At 69.6% G+C, this 16,916-nt stretch carries 14 protein-coding genes and 1 tRNA gene; 7 read left to right on the top strand and 8 right to left on the bottom strand.

Features of this window, described 5'->3' with window-relative positions:
• Positions 1-4: 4 nt before the first annotated feature.
• A complete protein-coding gene (locus ACLIME_RS03170; protein WP_085510591.1) occupies positions 5-1,120 on the top strand; it encodes a branched-chain amino acid aminotransferase in 1,116 nt (371 codons plus the stop codon).
• Positions 1,121-1,198: 78 nt separating this feature from the next.
• A complete protein-coding gene (locus ACLIME_RS03175; protein WP_064296260.1) occupies positions 1,199-1,963 on the top strand; it encodes a fumarylacetoacetate hydrolase family protein in 765 nt (254 codons plus the stop codon).
• Between the two features lie 6 nt (positions 1,964-1,969).
• Here the strand turns inward: ACLIME_RS03175 and ACLIME_RS03180 are convergent, their stop codons facing one another.
• The gene (locus ACLIME_RS03180) at positions 1,970-3,043 is read right to left on the bottom strand and encodes an aminotransferase class V-fold PLP-dependent enzyme (protein ID WP_124769069.1); all 1,074 of its coding nucleotides are present in this window, start codon (positions 3,041-3,043) and stop codon (positions 1,970-1,972) included.
• Positions 3,044-3,124: 81 nt separating this feature from the next.
• Here ACLIME_RS03180 and ACLIME_RS03185 point away from each other — a divergent pair, with 81 nt between their 5' ends.
• The 4 genes from ACLIME_RS03185 (at position 3,125) to ACLIME_RS03200 (ending at position 6,683) form a co-directional block, all read left to right on the top strand.
• The gene (locus tag ACLIME_RS03185; protein ID WP_236555409.1) at positions 3,125-4,087 is read left to right on the top strand and encodes a LysR family transcriptional regulator; all 963 of its coding nucleotides are present in this window, start codon (positions 3,125-3,127) and stop codon (positions 4,085-4,087) included.
• Positions 4,080-5,600 (top strand): glutamate--tRNA ligase, encoded by a 1,521-nt coding sequence (gltX, locus tag ACLIME_RS03190; protein ID WP_411558178.1) that lies wholly within the window; start codon positions 4,080-4,082, stop codon positions 5,598-5,600. The genes ACLIME_RS03185 and gltX overlap by 8 nt, the downstream gene beginning before the upstream one ends.
• Positions 5,597-6,517, top strand: a complete 921-nt coding sequence (locus ACLIME_RS03195; RefSeq protein WP_159878345.1) for an NAD(P)/FAD-dependent oxidoreductase — start codon at positions 5,597-5,599, stop codon at positions 6,515-6,517. Before gltX ends, ACLIME_RS03195 begins: the two co-directional genes overlap by 4 nt.
• A gap of 91 nt (positions 6,518-6,608) precedes the next feature.
• Positions 6,609-6,683 (top strand) — tRNA-Gln (locus tag ACLIME_RS03200).
• 105 nt (positions 6,684-6,788) lie between these two features.
• Here ACLIME_RS03200 and ACLIME_RS03205 read toward each other — a convergent pair.
• From ACLIME_RS03205 to ACLIME_RS03230, 6 genes are all read right to left on the bottom strand, one after another.
• Entirely contained in the window at positions 6,789-7,400 is a 612-nt protein-coding gene (locus ACLIME_RS03205; RefSeq protein WP_411558179.1) for a low molecular weight phosphatase family protein, read from the bottom strand.
• Positions 7,397-8,803 carry a polysaccharide biosynthesis tyrosine autokinase gene (locus ACLIME_RS03210; protein WP_411558180.1) on the bottom strand — a complete coding sequence of 469 codons (1,407 nt, stop codon included), beginning with the start codon at positions 8,801-8,803 and terminating at the stop codon, positions 7,397-7,399. Before ACLIME_RS03210 ends, ACLIME_RS03205 begins: the two co-directional genes overlap by 4 nt.
• A gap of 107 nt (positions 8,804-8,910) precedes the next feature.
• Positions 8,911-9,387 (bottom strand): DapH/DapD/GlmU-related protein, encoded by a 477-nt coding sequence (locus tag ACLIME_RS03215; RefSeq protein ID WP_079002213.1) that lies wholly within the window; start codon positions 9,385-9,387, stop codon positions 8,911-8,913.
• Positions 9,388-9,541: 154 nt separating this feature from the next.
• On the bottom strand, positions 9,542-12,964 hold the full coding sequence (locus ACLIME_RS03220) for an error-prone DNA polymerase (protein WP_411558181.1): 3,423 nt from the start codon (positions 12,962-12,964) through the stop codon (positions 9,542-9,544).
• A 44-nt stretch (positions 12,965-13,008) separates the two neighbouring features.
• Positions 13,009-14,604 carry a DNA polymerase Y family protein gene (locus ACLIME_RS03225; RefSeq protein WP_411558182.1) on the bottom strand — a complete coding sequence of 532 codons (1,596 nt, stop codon included), beginning with the start codon at positions 14,602-14,604 and terminating at the stop codon, positions 13,009-13,011.
• Positions 14,601-15,338, bottom strand: coding sequence for a hypothetical protein (locus tag ACLIME_RS03230; protein ID WP_193555816.1), 738 nt, complete (start codon positions 15,336-15,338; stop codon positions 14,601-14,603). The genes ACLIME_RS03225 and ACLIME_RS03230 overlap by 4 nt, the downstream gene beginning before the upstream one ends.
• A 141-nt stretch (positions 15,339-15,479) precedes the next feature.
• Here ACLIME_RS03230 and ACLIME_RS03235 point away from each other — a divergent pair, with 141 nt between their 5' ends.
• Positions 15,480-16,181, top strand: a complete 702-nt coding sequence (locus ACLIME_RS03235; protein WP_079705628.1) for an SOS response-associated peptidase — start codon at positions 15,480-15,482, stop codon at positions 16,179-16,181.
• Between the two features lie 167 nt (positions 16,182-16,348).
• Here ACLIME_RS03235 and ACLIME_RS03240 read toward each other — a convergent pair whose 3' ends face one another.
• The gene (locus ACLIME_RS03240) at positions 16,349-16,552 is read right to left on the bottom strand and encodes a cold-shock protein (RefSeq protein WP_056006986.1); all 204 of its coding nucleotides are present in this window, start codon (positions 16,550-16,552) and stop codon (positions 16,349-16,351) included.
• Positions 16,553-16,916 lie beyond the last annotated feature (364 nt).

The following is a 16,916-nucleotide window of genomic DNA, read 5'->3' on the forward strand; positions in this document are numbered from 1 at the left end:
CATCATGACGATCAACCTCCCCATGGCGCAGCGCGAACTCGCCTTCACCGTGACCCCCAACGAGCAGCCCGTCCCCGCCGCAGAGCGCGACGCGATCCTCGCCGACCCGGGCTTCGGGCAGCACTTCACCGACCACATGGTCGACATCTGCTGGTCCGAGCGCGGTGGATGGCACCGCCCACGGGTCCAGGCTTACGGTCCGATCTCGCTCGACCCGGCCGCCGCCGTCCTCCACTACGCCCAGGAGATCTTCGAGGGCCTGAAGGCGTACCGTCACGCCGACGGCTCCATCTGGTCGTTCCGCCCCGACGCGAACGGCCGCCGCCTGCAGCGCTCGGCCAAGCGGCTCGCGCTGCCGGAGCTCCCGGTCGAGTACTTCGTCGAGTCGATCAAGCAGCTCATCGCCGTCGACGGCTCCTGGGTGCCGTCGGCGCCGGAAACCAGCCTGTACCTGCGGCCGTTCATGTTCGCCAAGGAGGCCTTCCTGGGCGTCCGCCCGGCGAAGAAGGTCAACTACTACGTCATCGCCAGCCCGGCCGGCGCCTACTTCACCGGCGGCGTCACCCCCGTGTCCATCTGGCTGTCCACCGACTACAGCCGTGCGGGCAAGGGCGGCACCGGGGCGGCGAAGACCGGCGGCAACTACGCGTCCTCCCTGCTCCCGCAGGCCGAGGCGTACGAGCACGGGTGCGCCCAGGTGCTCTTCCTGGACGCACAGGAGGCGACCTACATCGAGGAGCTCGGCGGGATGAACGTCGTCCTCGTCAAGCGCGACGGCACGCTCGTCACGCCGGAGTCGGACTCGATCCTCGAAGGCATCACCCGCGACAGCATCCTGCAGCTCGCGGAGGACCGCGGACACCGGGTGGAGCGCCGCCGGGTCACGATCGACGAGTGGCGCGAAGGCGTCGAGAGCGGCGACATCGTCGAGGTGTTCGCCTGCGGGACGGCTGCGGTCGTCACGCCGATCGCGCAGCTGAAGGCCAAGGACTTCACCGTGGGCGACGCCGACGCTCCGGCGGGCGAACTCACGATGTCGCTGCGCCAGGAACTGACCGACATCCAGTACGGCCGCCTGCCCGACCGCCACGGGTGGATGACGCGTCTCGACGCCGAGTAGCCTCCGAGCAGCCTGGGAAGCCCCGCACCTCGTGCGGGGCTTCCGTGTCGCCGGGGCACCTCGGGATAGGCTGGCCTGGTGAAAATCGCTCGCTTCAGTCACGATCAGGCCATCCGCTACGGCATCATCGACGATGCGGATCTCGTCGTCCTCGACGGCGATCCGCTCTACTCGGGCTTCGAACCGACGGGGGAGCGCGTCCCGCTCGCGGATGCGGTCCTGCTCGCGCCGGTCATCCCTCGCTCCAAGGTCGTCGCCGTCGGCAAGAACTACCACGACCACGCCGCCGAGATGGGTGGGGAGGCTCCCACCGAGCCGCTGCTCTTCCTGAAGCCCAACACCTCCGTGGTCGGGCCGGGGGACGCCGTCGTCTTCCCGAAGCAGTCCGAGCGCATCGACTTCGAGGGCGAACTCGCCATCGTGATCGGTGGCGTCGCCAAGAACGTCAGCGCGGAGCGTGCCGACGAGGTCATCTTCGGCTACACGATCGCCAACGACGTCACGGCTCGCGACCTCCAGGAGTCCGACGGCCAGTGGGCCCGCGCGAAGGGCTTCGACACGTTCTGCCCGCTCGGCCCCTACATCGAGACGGAGTTCTCCTTCGACGGCGCGACGATCGAGACCCGGGTCGACGGTGAGGTCCGCCAGCACGCCCCACTCTCCGACATGGTGCACTCCATCGGCGCGATCGTCGAGTACGCGTCCGCCGTCTGGACGCTCCTCCCGGGCGACGTCATCCTGACCGGGACGCCGGCCGGCGTCGGACCATTCACCGACGGCCAGGTCGTCGAGGTCGAGGTCTCGGGCATCGGCATCCTCCGGAACACCGGCCGCCGACCCTGACCCGCGTCAGCTGCGCTGACCGAGAGCGGTCAGCGCAGCTGCGACGTCGTCGTCGGTGTTCCAGAGGTGGAACGCGACCCTCGCCCGGCCGGCGCGACCCGATGCCGTGATCCCGGCCGACTGCAGCGCCCGGAGGTCGTGTCCATCGGGATCCGTCCACGTGACGATGGCCGAGGCCGTCCCGGTGAGGAGCGACCGGCTCTCGCCGATGCCCGCCCTGAGCGCTGCTGCGAGCCGGGTGTCGTGCTCGTACACGGCGACGGCGTCGACCGCCGCGAAGAGGGCGATGGCGGGCTCGGCGCCGACCCAGGCCTGCCAGGCGGGGGAGACGTCGAACCGTCGTGCGCTCTCGGCGAGATGCAACGACGGGCCGTAACAGGACGACCAGACGTCGTCACCCGAGTACCAACCGGCCTGGCTCGGCCGGAGGCGGTCCACCACCTCGTCGCGCACCGTCATGAACGCCACGCCTCGTGGCGCGCAGAGCCACTTGTAGGCGTGGCACACGGTGATGTCGTCGGCCGAGGCGTCGACGGGGAGCCACCCGGCCGCCTGCGTGAGGTCGTTGAGCGTCAGCGTGCCGTGGACGGCCGCCGCCTCACGGATCGCGACCACGTCGGCGACCGCGCCGGTTGCCGACTGCACCGCGGAGTAGGCGACGAGCCAGGTCGAGGCGTCGATGTGGGCAGCGAGTTCGGTGAGCGGTGCGTGGCGGACACGCACGCCGCGGTGCGCCTGCATGAGGAACGGAGCGACGAGTGAGCTGAAGTCGCCCTCGACGCAGAGGACCTCGGCGCCGTCCGGCACCGACGCCGCGACCATGGCGACCATGGCGGATGTCTGGGATCCGATCGCGACCGAGCGGACCGGCACGTGTACCAGCTCGGCGAAGGAGCCGCGCACCCGCTCGACGACGGCGCCGTAGGCGGCCGCATCGGTTCGAGCCGCCTGCCATGCGGAGAGATCGGCCGTGATCGCGTCCGTCGTGCCGATCGTCGGCAGTCCCAGCGTGCAGGCGGCCAGGTAGCCGGGTGCGGATGGGAAGGATCCGCTGGCTTCCTGGAGGCTGAGGGTGCTCATGCATCCAGTCTGTTCGCCGGGTATCCATACGACAAGGACCGACTCTCGATGAGAACCATAACGAGGAATTATGCTTCGAGGGTGTCCACCCTCTCACCGCAGCCCTCGTCATCGGCCCTCGACGCCGGTTCTCTCCTCGTCGTCGGCGCCATCGCCTCGACCGGGTCGATCACGGCCGCCGCGCACGCGCTCGGCTCGAGTCAACCGGCGGTGAGCCAACATCTCCGCCGGCTCGAGCGTCGGCTCGGCATGCCGGTCGTCGAGCGCGTCGGTCGCGGCGTCCGCCTCACCGAGGCCGGTGCGATCCTCGCCGGACACGCGGTGGCGGTGGACCGAGCGGTGCGCGCGGCGTCCGAGGAGGTCGCGGCACTCGCGGGGCTGCGGAGTGGGCGGGTGCGCCTCGTCGCCTTCCCTTCGGCGTCGTCGATGCTCGTGCCGCAGCTCCTCGCTCGCCTGGCCGACGAGCATCCGGGGATCGGGGTCTCCTTCGTCGAGGCCGAACCGCCGGAGGCCGTCGCCGCGGTCCGTGCCGGTGAAGCCGACGTCGCGATCACCTTCAGCTACCCGGGCGATCCGGACGACCCGCATCGGGAGAGCGCGGCCGGACTCCGCGTGCGCCGGTTCGGCACCGACCCGATGCGCCTCGTGCTCCCGGTCGGCCACGCTCGAGCCGGTGATCGGCAGGTCGACCTCGCGGCCCTCGCCGGTGAGCGTTGGATCGCGGGTTGTCCGCGTTGCCGAGGTCATCTCCTCGGTCTCTGCAGGTCGAGCGGCTTCGAGCCCGTCATCGCGCACGAGACCGACAATGCGATCGCGGTCACCGCCCTGGTGGCGGCCGGGCTCGGCGTCGCCCTGCTACCCACCCTCGCGCTCGCGGCCGCACAGCTGCCGACCGAGGTGGTCGTGCTGCCGACGCGCAACGACGACGACCGGGCGCTCCACCTCGTCAGCGCCGAGCACGCGGACCGTATCCCCGCCGTCGCTGCACTCCTGCGGATCGCCGCGTCCGTGGGCGGCGCGACTAAGATGACAGGCGATGTCTGACACGATTACGCACCCCTTCTCCACGGCTTCCGGCACCGACGTCCGCGTCCGGTTCTGCCCGTCGCCGACCGGCACGCCCCACGTCGGTCTCGTCCGCACGGCGCTGTTCAACTGGGCGTACGCCCGGCACACGGGGGGCAAGCTCGTCTTCCGGATCGAGGACACCGATGCCGCTCGCGACAGCGAGGAGAGCTACGAGCAGCTCGTCGACGCGCTCACGTGGCTGCGGCTCGACTGGGACGAGGGCGTCGGCGTCGGCGGACCCCACACGCCGTACCGGCAGTCCGAGCGGAGCGACATCTACGCCGACGTGATCGCACGGCTGACGGCTGCCGGGCACCTCTACGAGAGCTTCTCGAACGCCGACGAGATCGACGCCCGCAACGAGGCGGCCGGCCGGCCGAAGCAGTTCGGGTACGACAACTTCGACCGCGACCTCACCGACGAGCAGCGCGCCGCGTTCCGAGCCGAGGGCCGCGAGCCGGCACTCCGTCTGCGGGTCCCGGACGACGACCTCAGCTTCGACGACCTCGTGCGCGGTGAGATCACCTTCCCGGCCGGGTCGTTCACGGACTTCGTCCTCGTGCGCCCGAACGGCAAGCCGCTCTACACGCTCGTGAACCCCGTGGACGACGCCATCATGCAGATCACCCACGTCCTCCGCGGCGAGGACCTGCTGCCGTCGACACCGCGGCAGATCGCGCTGTACCACGCGCTCATCGACATCGGCCTCACGACCTTCGTCCCACGGTTCGGTCACCTGCCGTACGTCATGGGCGAAGGCAACAAGAAGCTCTCCAAGCGCGACCCGGAGGCGAACCTCTTCCACCACCGCGACCGCGGCTTCGTGCCGGAGGGGCTCATCAACTACCTCGCGCTGCTCGGATGGTCGCTGAGCGGCGACCGCGACGTCTTCTCGATCGACGAGATGATCGCCGCGTTCGACGTCGTCGACGTCAACCCGAACCCGGCGCGCTTCGACCTCAAGAAGGCGGAGTCCATCAACGGCGACCACATCCGACTGCTGGAGCCGGCCGACTTCCTCGGCCGCATCACGCCGTATCTCGTCGAGGCCGGCGTGGTGAGCGAGCCCGTCACCGAAGCGCAGCGGGCCGTGCTCGAGCAGGCCGCTCCGCTCGTCCAGGAGCGCATCGCGCTGCTCGGCGAGGTCCCCGCGCTCCTCGGCTTCCTGTTCCGCGGTGCAGCGGAGCTCGAGTACCAGGACGACGCGCTCAAGGGTCTTCCGGCGAACGCCGGCGAGGTGCTCGCCGCGTCCATCGGCGCGCTCGAGCTCGTCCCCGAGTCGGAGTGGACGGCCGGATCGATCCAGGACGCGCTCGCCGGTGCGCTCATCGAGGGCCTCGGACTGAAGCCCCGTATCGCCTACGGCCCGCTGCGCGTCGCGGCTTCCGGGCGTCGGATCTCCCCGCCGCTGTTCGAGTCGCTCGAGATCCTCGGGAAGACGGAATCGATCACGCGACTCGATCGGCTCTCCGCGCACCTCGGGTCATGAGCGACTCGTACGACGTCGTCGTCGTCGGCGCGGGACCCGCGGGACTCTCGGCCGCGCTGAACCTGGCGCGCGCGCGTCGGCGCATCCTCGTGCTCGACGGCAATCGCCCACGGCACGCTGCGACGCTGCGCTCGCACGGCTTCCTCACCCGCGACGGCATCGCTCCGCTGGATCTCCGGCGAATGGGGCGCGAGGAGGTCGCCGCGTATACGAACGCGGAGGTCCAGTTCGCGTCCGTGCAGTCGATCGAGGCGACCACTGACGGCTTCCACGTCGTCGCCCAGGGGGTCCGCGGCGAACCGGATCGCGACGTCGTGACCCGGACGGTCGTCGTCGCGAGCGGTCTCACGGAGACGCTGCCGAAGGTCGCGAACCTGCGGGCCTTCTACGGAACGGATCTGCACAGCTGCGTCGAGTGCGACGGGTACGAGAAGGCCGACGCACCGCTCGCGCTCATCGGCGAGACGACGGACCTGGCGGAATGGGCGATCCTCATCGCACAGTGGTCGTCGGACCTCATCGTCTTCACGAACGGTACCGACACCGTCACCGGCCCCGAGGAAGCCGCGCTCGCTTCCGCGGGCATCCGGGTCGAGCGCGGAGCGATCGCGGAGCTCGACGGCGGTCGCGACGGCTTCACGGGTGTCCGCCTCGCCGACGGTGCGCTCATCCCACGGTCCGGGGGGTTCGTGCGGCCGCAGTGGGCCGCGCCCCTCGGATATCTGGAACAGCTCTCACTCGATCGCGACACCGACGGGTACGTCGTGGTCGACGCCTGGGGTCGCACGTCCGTGCCGGGCGTGTACGCCGCCGGCGACATCACGCCTCCCGGCCCGCAGCAGCTCATCGTCGCGGCCGGGAACGGCGCTCGGGTGTCCAGAGCGCTCAACCGGGACCTCGCGGGCGTCCCCGGCTGAGCGCTCCGCGACGCGCCCGGGACGCTTCGATTTGAGACGGCCGCCTCCGTAGGCTAGTGTTGTTCTTCGGTCGGGGCTTCGGTTCTGACAGTGGGGTATGGTGTAATTGGCAACACGACTGATTCTGGTTCAGTTGTTCTTGGTTCGAGTCCAGGTACCCCAGCCAGACGGCAACACCACGACGAAGGCCCGCGATCATCGCGGGCCTTCGTCGTTTCCGGCGTGCTCGGCCCGTCCGTGGGCCGGTGGGTGCAGTGGCACACCGACGTCCTCAACGAGGCCCCGAATCCTCCTCGACGGCAGTGCGCTCGAACGCGATGATGCGCTCGACCGCCGGGGCGATCTGCGACGCCATCCGACGGAAGACCTCCGGGCCCTGACCGAACGGGTCGACGACGTCGTCCTGGGCCGGATCCGGGAGTCGTGCGCTCGTCCGGTTGGCCGCCAGCTCGGGGGCAAGACGCATCCAGCGCCCTGCTCGAGGGCGGGGAAGTCGTCCCGAGTCGACGGTGTCGAGGAGCCGGGCGAACTCACGCAGGGAGAAGGTCCGACGCAGCGCCTCCGGGCACAGCCGGAGGACAGCGCTGCGATGCTCCCGCGTCATGGTGAGGACGACGTCCTGTCGAGCCACGAGGTCGGCGGTGAGCTGCGTCGCGGTGAAGCCGGCGGCCGTCGCGGCGAGCGGACCGAGCAACGCCGCGCTCGAGGGGTCGATCGGGTGTCCGCGCAGCGCGCCCGTCCCGGCGCTCCGCACTTCGAAGCCGGACGCGTCGACCTCCGACAGCCCACCGCCGAGGAGGAACTCGGCATACGGGGATCGACAGATGTTGCCGGTGCAGACGATCAGGATCCGGGTCGGAGGCGGATCGAGCGGGGTGTTCATGCGGTGGTCCGCCGTGGTCGACGCGTCGGGGCGGTCCGGTGGTAGTACGCGTAGGACGACGACTGCTCTCCTCGAGCCACCTCGATGCGGTTGAGGACGACCCCGAGGAGCTTCGCCTGGACGAAGCTGAGGTTCTCGAGGGACTGCCGGAGCTGGTCGCGGTGCAGTCGGCCGTCGGCCGACGCCACGAGCAGGACGCCGCTCGCAAGGGTCGACAGTGCTGTCGGGTCCGAGACGTTGATGAGCGGGGGCGTGTCGATGACCACCACGTCGTACGCGCGTTCCATCTCGGAGAGCGCACGCTCCATCGCTGCTGATCCGAGGAGTTCGCTCGGATTCGGCGGCAGCTCGCCGGAGGTGAGGACGGCGAGACGCCCCGCCCCGTCGACCGCTTGCGAGGCATCGCCGAGGCTGATCCTGCCGGTGAGCACGGTCGTGAGCCCGACCGCACCCTCGAGACCGAACATCTCGTGCTGGCGGGGTCGGCGCAGGTCCGCATCGACGAGGAGGACGGAGTTCCCCGCCTCTGCGAGGACGAGCGCGAGGTTCGCCGCGGTTGTGCTCTTCCCCTCGCCCGGGACCGAGGACGTGACCATCACACTGCGGAGTCCGCCGTCGATGGAGGCGAACTGGAGGTGTGTCCGAAGCTGCCGGAAACTCTCGGCGCGCCGGCTGTAGCTCTCCGTCGATCCGAGGATGAGTTGGGCCGCGTCGGTGGGTTCCGTGTGGAAGGCGCCGAGGATGCTCGTGTCCGTGAGCTTCTCGATCGCCGAGCGACCGCGGAGTCGGGTGTCGAGGACCTCGATCAGCAGCGTGATCCCGACGCCCAGGGCGAGGCCGGCGAGGATGCCCACCGCGAGGTTCTGCAGCACGTTCGGCGCGACGGGGGACCGGGGTGGAGACGCCTCTTCCACGATCGTCAGCCCGACCGGGGTCGGATCGCCCAGCGCACCGGCGGAGTCCACCTCGTTGGCGCTCTCGACGTCGTCGACGAGGTCGACGAGCACCTGGGCTGCGGTGTTCGCGATGCGGGCTGCCGCAACCGGATCGCTGTTGACGGCGGAGATATCGATCAGGACCGACTGGGCGGGATTGGACGCTGAGATCGTCCCGATGAGCGACGCGGGGTCGAGGTCGAGGCGGGCGGCCACCGTGGACCGGACGGTCGAACCGGTGGCGAGGATCACGTACGAGGCGACGCGGCTCTGGGCGAAGGCGTTGCCCTGATTGAGGTCGCCGACGGAGTCGCCGCCGGTGACGGCGACGAACAGCTGGCCCGTCGACTGGTACACGGGTTGGGTGATGAGGGTGTACCCGTGGGCGAGCGCCGCTGCTCCCATGGTGATCGCGACGATGAGCAGCCAGCGATGGCGGAGGATGCGCAGGTAGTCCTTCAGGTCCATCCTGATATGTTAGTCGTCTGACATGTGTGTCGCGTCCGGCGGAGACGACGCAGGGCCCGGACTCACGAGTCCGGGCCCTGCATGACGGTGGCGGAGCGGTCTGCCGGTCAGGCGGCCTTCCCGAACCGGTCGGTGCCGTTCGCACGAGGTCGGCGCGGGGCGCGGTTCGTCTGACGGACCGTCGGTTCGGTCATGACCGGTCGTTCACTGCCGACCACGGTGCGGTCTGCGACCCTGGCATCCCGATCGACGCTCGCGCCGTGGGCGACCTGGACGTCGGCGCCGAGACGGGCGTCGCTTCCGACCCGCGCTCCGCGTCCGATGACACAGCGCTCCCCGATGTGGACGTTCGCGCCGATGAAGGCGCCTTCGCCGATCACCGCGGACCGGTCGATCCAGGTTCCGGCACCGATCCAGGCGTTGGCACGGATGTCCGCGTCAGCCTCCACGAAGGTAGTGCGTTCGATGAACGCCGACGGATCGATCAGTGCACGAGCTGCGACCATGCCCTTGCCGTTCGGGTGGTGACGGTACCGTTCCACCTCGCCGGTCCGGCCTTCGATCTCTTCGTACACTCTCGCCATGGGTGACCCCCTTCTGGTCTACTCAACACTGGGGACAACGCCGGGTGGCTCCCGGTCATTCCTTCCCCGGGCCTGCCTGGGAATCCCATGAGTCTCGTGCTGTGCTGTAGAGGGTGTTCGGAGGAGGAGCCCGCCGCGGTTTGGTCGTGACGGGTCATTGGAAATCGCGCGAACGGGTGTTCGCCCCGATCCGGAGCGCTTCCAACCGATCCGCCACCAGATTGACGATGCCTTCCGGTGATCGCTCCAGCATGCCGCGGACCACCATCGCCGGGGCTTCCCTGGCCACGCGGCGATACCGGTTCCAGACGCCGACACTGCAGATCACGTTGACGAGTCCCGCTTCGTCCTCGAGGTTCATGAAGGTGATGCCGCTCGCCGTCGCCGGCCGTTGCCGATGCGTCACGACGCCCCCGACCTCCACGCGACGGTCCGTCTGCGCCGTCAGGAGTTCGTCGGACCGTAGCGCACCTCGCCGTGTGAGTTCGGCACGGACGTGGCGGATGGGGTGGTCGTCGGTCGACATCCCGGTCGACCAGATGTCGGAGATGAGCTGTTCGGCGGCCGTCGGAACCGGGAGCAACGGCGGCTGCACGGTCGTGAACGTCCCCTCGAGCTGGTCGGGACGATGCCGACTGGCCTGCGCTGCGCCCCACATCGCCTCACGACGGGTGAGGCCGAATCCGTCGAAGGCGCCTGCCGCCGACAGCGACTCCAACTGCGAGGAGCTCAGGCCGATCCGCCTGGCCAGGTCGGCCTGGCTGGTGAACAGCCCTCCGGACTCCCGTTCGGCGACGATCCGCTTCGCGAGCTCCTCACCGATCCCCTGGACGGAGGAGAGTCCCAGCCGGACGGCGAGTGCGCCGTCGCGCCGGTGTCCTGCCGAATCGTCGGGAAGGAGCGGATCGAAGAGCCCGGTCGGCCCCTGTTCGTGTTCGAGGCAGCGCGTGCGCCCGCCGGGAGCGACCGGGGCGCCGGGGGTGGCCTCCGGGTCGAGCGCTTCGAGGTCGGCCTGTGCGCCGGAGCGATGCAGATCGGGGCGCAGGACGGAGACGCCGTGTCGGCGGGCGTCGGCGACGAGGGTCATCGGCGAGTAGAACCCCATGGGCTGCGCGCGGAGCAGGGCCGCGAGGAAGGCCCCCGGGTAGTGCAGGCGCAGCCAGGCGCTCACGTAGACGAGGAGGGCGAAGCTCAGGGAGTGGCTCTCGGCGAAGCCGAAGTTGGCGAAGGCCTGGATCTTGGCGTACACAGCATCGGCGTCCGCACCGACGATGCCGTTACCGGCCATGCCGAGGTACAGCGTGTCCTTGAGGCTCTCGATCTTCTCCTCGCCGCGCTTCGATCCCATCGCCCGGCGCAGGAGGTCAGCGTCCTCGGCCGAGCACCCACCGACGGCCATCGCCATCTGCATGAGCTGCTCCTGGAACAACGGCACGCCGAGCGTGCGTTCGAGGACCGGTTCGAGGCTCGGGTGGAGGTAGGTGATGGGCTCCTGGCCGGTCTTCCGGCGCAGGTAGGGGTGCACCGCGCCGCCCTGGATGGGCCCAGGGCGGATCATGGCGACCTCGATGACGAGATCGTAGAACCGGCGGGGGAGCAAGCGTGGCAGCATGCCCATCTGCGCGCGGCTCTCCACCTGGAAGACCCCGATGGTGTCGGCCCGGCAGAGCTGGTCGTAGACCCCTGCTTCGTCCTTCGGGATGGTCTCCAGGGTCCAGCGCTCCCCGGTGTGCTCGGCCACGAGGTCGAAGCAGTACTGGATGGCCGAGAGCATGCCGAGACCCAGGAGGTCGAACTTGACGAGACCCATCCAGGCGCAGTCGTCCTTGTCCCACTGGAGGACCGTGCGACCGTCCATGCGCCCGTGCTCGATCGGGCAGACCTCGCCGACCGGCCGATCGGTCAGCACCATGCCACCCGAGTGGATGCCCAGGTGCCGAGGCAGGGTGAGCATCTGCTGCGCAAGACCGACGACGCGCTCGGGGATGTCGTGGTCGGCGCTCGACATGACCCCGCCCCAACGCTCGACCTGTTTCGACCAGGCGTCCTGCTGACCGGGGCTGTACCCGAGCGCCTTGGCGGTGTCGCGGACGGCGAACTTCGGCCGATAGCTGATGATGTTCGCGACCTGAGCGGCGTTGCGGCGCCCGTAGGTCTCGTAGACGTACTGGATGGCCTCCTCGCGCCGGTCGGAGTCGAAGTCGACGTCGATGTCGGGCTCCTCCTCCCGCATGCTGGAGAGGAACCGTTCGAACGGCAGCTCGTAGAAGATCGAGTCGACGGCGGTGATCCCGAGCAGGTAGCAGACGGCCGAGTTCGCGGCGGAACCGCGTCCCTGGCAGAGGATGCCCCGGCCGCGGGCGAAACTGACGATGTCGTGCACGATCAGGAAGTACCCGGGGAAGTCCTTCTGCTCGATGACCTCGAGCTCCCGTTCGATGCGTCGGAGGTGCTCGGGAGTGGCGTCGGGGTACTTGACGGGGACGGCTTCGAGCACGAGGTGCCGAAGCCAGCTCATGGGCGTATGGCCCTCCGGGACGCGCTGTCGCGGGAGCTTCGGGCGGACCGCCCGCAGGCTGAAGGCGAGTTCGTCGGCCAGCTCGACGCTCCGTGCCACCGCTCCGGGATATCTGGCGAACCGGTCCGCCATCTCGGCTCCGCTCCGCAGGTGCGCGGTTCCGGCCGCGGGAAGCCATCCGTCGAGCTCGTCGAGGCTGCGTCGTGCTCGGACGGCCGCCAGCGCGGTCTGGAGTCGATGCTGCTCGGGCGTGGCGTAATGGACGTTGCCCGTGGCGACGACGGTGAGGTCGAGCAACGCCGCGATCTCGGCGAGTGCATCGTTCTCCGCCGAGTCCTCCGGGTGGCCGTGGTCGCTCAACTCGACGACGACGTGCTCCGGACCGAACAGGGCGACGAGTCGGTCGACCGCGGCGGCGGCGGCCTCCAGACCGTGCTCACGGAGCGCGGTGCGGACGAACCCCTTGCGGCACCCGGTGAGCACGGTCACGTGGCCGGCGACGGAAGCGGCGAGCCGCTCGAGGTCGTAGATCGGGTGGCCCTTCTCGGCTCCGTCGGCGAGTTGTGCGTCCGTGATCGCGCCGGCCAGGCGGTGATACCCCTCTGCTCGACGGGCGAGCAGGAGTAGATGATGCCCGACGGGGTCGGGGACGCCGTTCTGCGGCCGGTCCAAGCCGATGGACAGTTCGGCACCGTAGACCGTCCGGAGGTCGGGGAACCGTTCCGCCGCCTCGGCCATCCGTACGACGCCGTAGAAACCGTCGTGGTCGGTGAGCGCGAGCGCGTGCAGGCCGAGTGCCGCAGCCTCTTCGACGAGCCGCTCCGGCGGGCTCGCGCCGTCGAGGAAGCTGAAGCTCGAGTGCGCGTGGAGTTCCGCATAGGGGACCCGCGTCGTCGTCGGGCGCTGCTCCGGTGGTTCGGGGACGTACGGTTGACGCTTCCGCGACCAGGCCGGGCTGTCCCCGCCGTCGGCTCCCAGCGGCAGGGTGGCCGGTCGGCTCGCGTCGGACAGACGGCGCTCGAACTCCGACCATGAGACCGGGGGGTTGTTCCATCCCATGCTGGGCTCCTTCGTCATGCGGTGCGGTGCGGACGTGATGTGGTTCAGTCGTAGCGGGCCTCGGCCCTCCAGTGCTGCTCCTCCAACAGGAGCAGCCAGGCCTCACCCGAGTCGTCGAGGACCTGGAGACGGTGGACGCGATGGTGGCCGTCGTCGTCCCACCAGCGTTCGTCGATGCTCCAGGGGCCGGCCCAGCCGTCGATGACGTGCCAGTCCGAGAGGGCGAAGAACCGTGCGGGCGCTGCACTCACGGTGCTGCGCTCGTCGACCGCCACGGCCAGTCCCGTCGCGTCGACGACCTCGACCGGCACGGCGGTGTCGAAGACGGTCGACGGAGCCGCTCCCGGGATGGTCCCGGGCCAGGGCCGGTTCCTGCGTTCGGCCACGGCCGCCTCACCACCCGGTGGAACACTGCCCCAGGGGACCAGGATGCGGCGGTCGAGGAGGAGGCGTCCGCCGGACGGCACCGCGGTCACGACGCCGTCGTGACCGAGCATGCTCTGGACGCGGGCGAGTCCGCTGTAGATGCGTTCATCCGGTCCGCTGCCCCAGAGCCCTTCCTCGTGTTCCGCGGCGTCGTCGAGGGTCTCCGGGACGACCTCGACGAGTTCGACGGGGGAGGCGAGTCCGTGATCGATGTTGGACGCGCCCTGCAACTGCCAGCGCACGCGATCGAGGACGTCGCCGGCGGTGAACCAGCGTGGGTGGAGCCAGGTGCGGGTGGAGCGCTCCCCGCGCTCGCTCCGCATGCTGATCGTGATTGCGGTGGTCACGAGGCCGGCCTCGGCCAGGCCGGTGATGAACCGTTCCGCGGACTGCCGGAACCCGAAGGTCAGCTGATCGATGCGGTCGAGCGGGGGCTCGAAGGCGATCGACACGGCCAGCTCCGTCGGCGGCACGCGAGGGACGACGCTTCGGGCGTCCGCGCCGGCTGCGAGGCGGTGCGCTCGGGCGCCGTCGGGGCCGAAGCGGTCGCGGACCTCGGTCGCGGGCAGTGCGCCGAACGCCCCCAGGGTGCTGATCCCGAGCCGGTGCAGCAGTGAGCTGAGTTCGGGGCGCCCGAGTGTGGACAGGGGGAGTGGGGCCAGGAAGGCGGGAGAGGCTCCGGAGGGGATGACGATGATCCGGGAACCGTCCTGCTGGAACGCGGTGGACCTCGCGGCCTGCTCCGCGGCGAAGGGGCCGTCGGCGATGCCGATCCGCGCATCGGGGACACCGAGCTCGTCGAGGCGGGCCAGGAGGACCTCCGCCGCAGCCGACTCGCCGCCGTAGTATCTGCTCGGTCCTCGGGATCGGATGGCGCAGAGCCCGGCCCGGAAGGGCTGGACGCCCGGCATGAGCTCCTCGATGCCGAGGAGGATCGGCTCGAAGGCGCGGGTGTCGACGACCGGGTCGTAGTCGGCGGTCGCCAGTTCCGGACAGCGGGCCTCAGCCTCGCGGACACGGAGTCCTCGCCGCACTCCTGCTCGACGTGCGGTGGCGTCGCAGGCCAGGACCTCACCATGCTCGACCAGGGCCAGCGGAGCGTCGGTCGTGTCCTCGGACAGTGTCCCGGAGAGTCGTGCCGCCACGATCGGCCAGTCGGGGCACCAGAGGACCATGGTGCGCTCGACCGGTCCCGCAGGCGGTTCGGTCGTCATCGGTTCACGACCATCGGGAGCCGGACGACCGTGTCGTCGTCGAGGAGGCCGGAGCCGGCGAGCGGCGCGGTGCGACCCTCGGTCGATCCCAGGGGCAGCGTCAGGTGTGCGGTCCTGGGCCGGCCCGCAGCCCCCTGGCCGAGCATCGAGCTGACGGTGAGCCGCCGATGCCGGAGATGTCCGTGCCCCGCCCCGAGGCCGCTCCAGGAGCTCTCGGTCACGCGCAACGTCGCATCGCTCTGCGGCCAGGAACCGAGGACGATCAGTGCGGCCTCGCGCTGCCGGAGGCGAGCCGCGAGTCTGGCGGCGTCGCTCGGGGCGATCCGTCCGGGAGGCGCTGTGATGAGCACGCCGGCGACGTCGGCCATGGCCGCGGTGACCGTGAGCCAGTCCGGACCGGGCTGGGGGACGAGGACGAGTCGTTCGAGGTCGATGCCCATGGAGGCCGCCGCCTCCACGCCGAACGACGGGAGACCGATGACGGCGCACCAGGTCCCGGCTGCGGACGGTCCGGCCATGAGCGACATGGCGAGTGCCGTGGAGCCGAGCACGGAGTAGCTGCCTCCGGCCTGGAGGGCGCCACCGGGCAGGAGCCGGGAGAGCTCAGGAGCGGTCGGCAGGGATCGGGTGTCGAGGCGCGTCCCCTGCATCCGCTTGATGCGCCCCTGGAGTTCGTGCAGCTCGGTCGCGGTGTCCGCCCTGACGGGGGAGTCGACGAGTGCGCGGAGGGCCATGGCTCAATATTCGAACATATCTTCGAACAAGTCAACCGGCTCGATCCGGTCTCGACGACGACTGACGGATGACTCGACCATGGTCCTGCATCCCACCGACACGCGGTCCGCGGTGTCAGCAGCGCCCGGTACGCTGGGCCCATGTGCGGACGTTTCGTCGTGACCGAATCCACCGAGGAACTCATCGAGCTCTTCGACATCGACCACGCGGCTGCCGAGCTGCCCGGGCCCTCGTACAACGTGCGCCCGACCGAGCAGATCCCGATCATCCTCGACTCGGTGAAGACGGGGCCGGTGGTCCGCCGGCTCGAATCGGCGCGGTGGTCACTCGTGCCGTCGTTCGCCACCGAGTTGAAGAGTCAGTACCCGACCTTCAACGCTCGCGCGGAGGAGGTCACCACCAAGCCCACGTTCGCGCCATCGGTCAAGCAGAAGCGCGCGTTGGTCCCTGCCGCCGGGTACTACGAGTGGCACACCGAGGGTGCGACGAAGACCCCGTACTACGTGCAGACCGCTGGTGGTGAACCGATCGTCTTCGCGGCCCTCTACTCGTGGTGGCGCGATCGCTCGCTACCGGACGACGACCCACGGCGTTGGGTGCTGAGTGCGACCATCCTCACGCGGCCGGCGGTCGGTCCCTTGCAGGAGCTGCACCCACGGACGCCCGTGACGCTGCCTCCGGAATGCTGGGACGCCTGGCTCGATCCGCACCACGAGGCCGACCAGGACGAGGTCGACGAGATGGTGTCCGCAGCGACCGACGTCGCGGAGCAGCTCGTCTTCCACCGGGTGGCGCCGTTGCAGGGCGATGGTCCTGAGCTCATCCTCCCCGTCCAGGAGTAGCCGCAGGAGAGTCGCCCGGAGGCGCGGAACCGCCCCGGAGACACGAAACCCACCCCGGACACACAGAACCGCCCCTGACGCGAACGTCAGGGGCGGTTCTCGGTGTCTCAGACGCGAGGGCTGGAATGACCGGCCGCTCGGATCGTCAGCTCCGACTGATCAGAGAATCAGAGGGGGCGGATGTTCTCGGCCTGCAGGCCCTTGGGGCCCTGGTTGGTCTCGAACTCGACCTTCTGGTTCTCCTCGAGCGAGCGGTAGCCGCTCGTCGCGATGGCGGAGAAGTGTGCGAAGACGTCGGCGCTGCCGTCGTCAGGAGTGATGAATCCGAAGCCCTTTTCGGCGTTGAACCACTTCACAGTTCCAGTTGACATGTATTTCCTCTTTCATGAGTGACCGTTCCCGACTTTCGGGCCCGTTCGTCGCGGTGTTCTTTGCTCGCTCCTCAGAAAAGCAGCGTATCCATCGGTGGAAACGCGGCTTGAAATACCTGCGCAACACAACAACTTCGATCCACGTTAGCCCATCTCGGCTCGAAACGGCAGCCGAACACGTAACGGATTGGCCAATTCTGCGTCTTTTCTCGACAACTGGCGGGTGAGTGGCCTGATCTGGGGTCGGATGTCGTGATGTGGGGTGATTCTTCAGACACCGACCGTAGGCTGTGGCCATCTGCAGAGCTCGCGCTCGTCCGAGCATCCGCTCATCGCCCCGGCTGGGAAGTCGACACGATTCCTC

Source organism: Plantibacter sp. MPB07, assembly GCF_046619465.1.
Taxonomy (GTDB): Bacteria; Actinomycetota; Actinomycetes; order Actinomycetales; family Microbacteriaceae; genus Plantibacter; species Plantibacter auratus.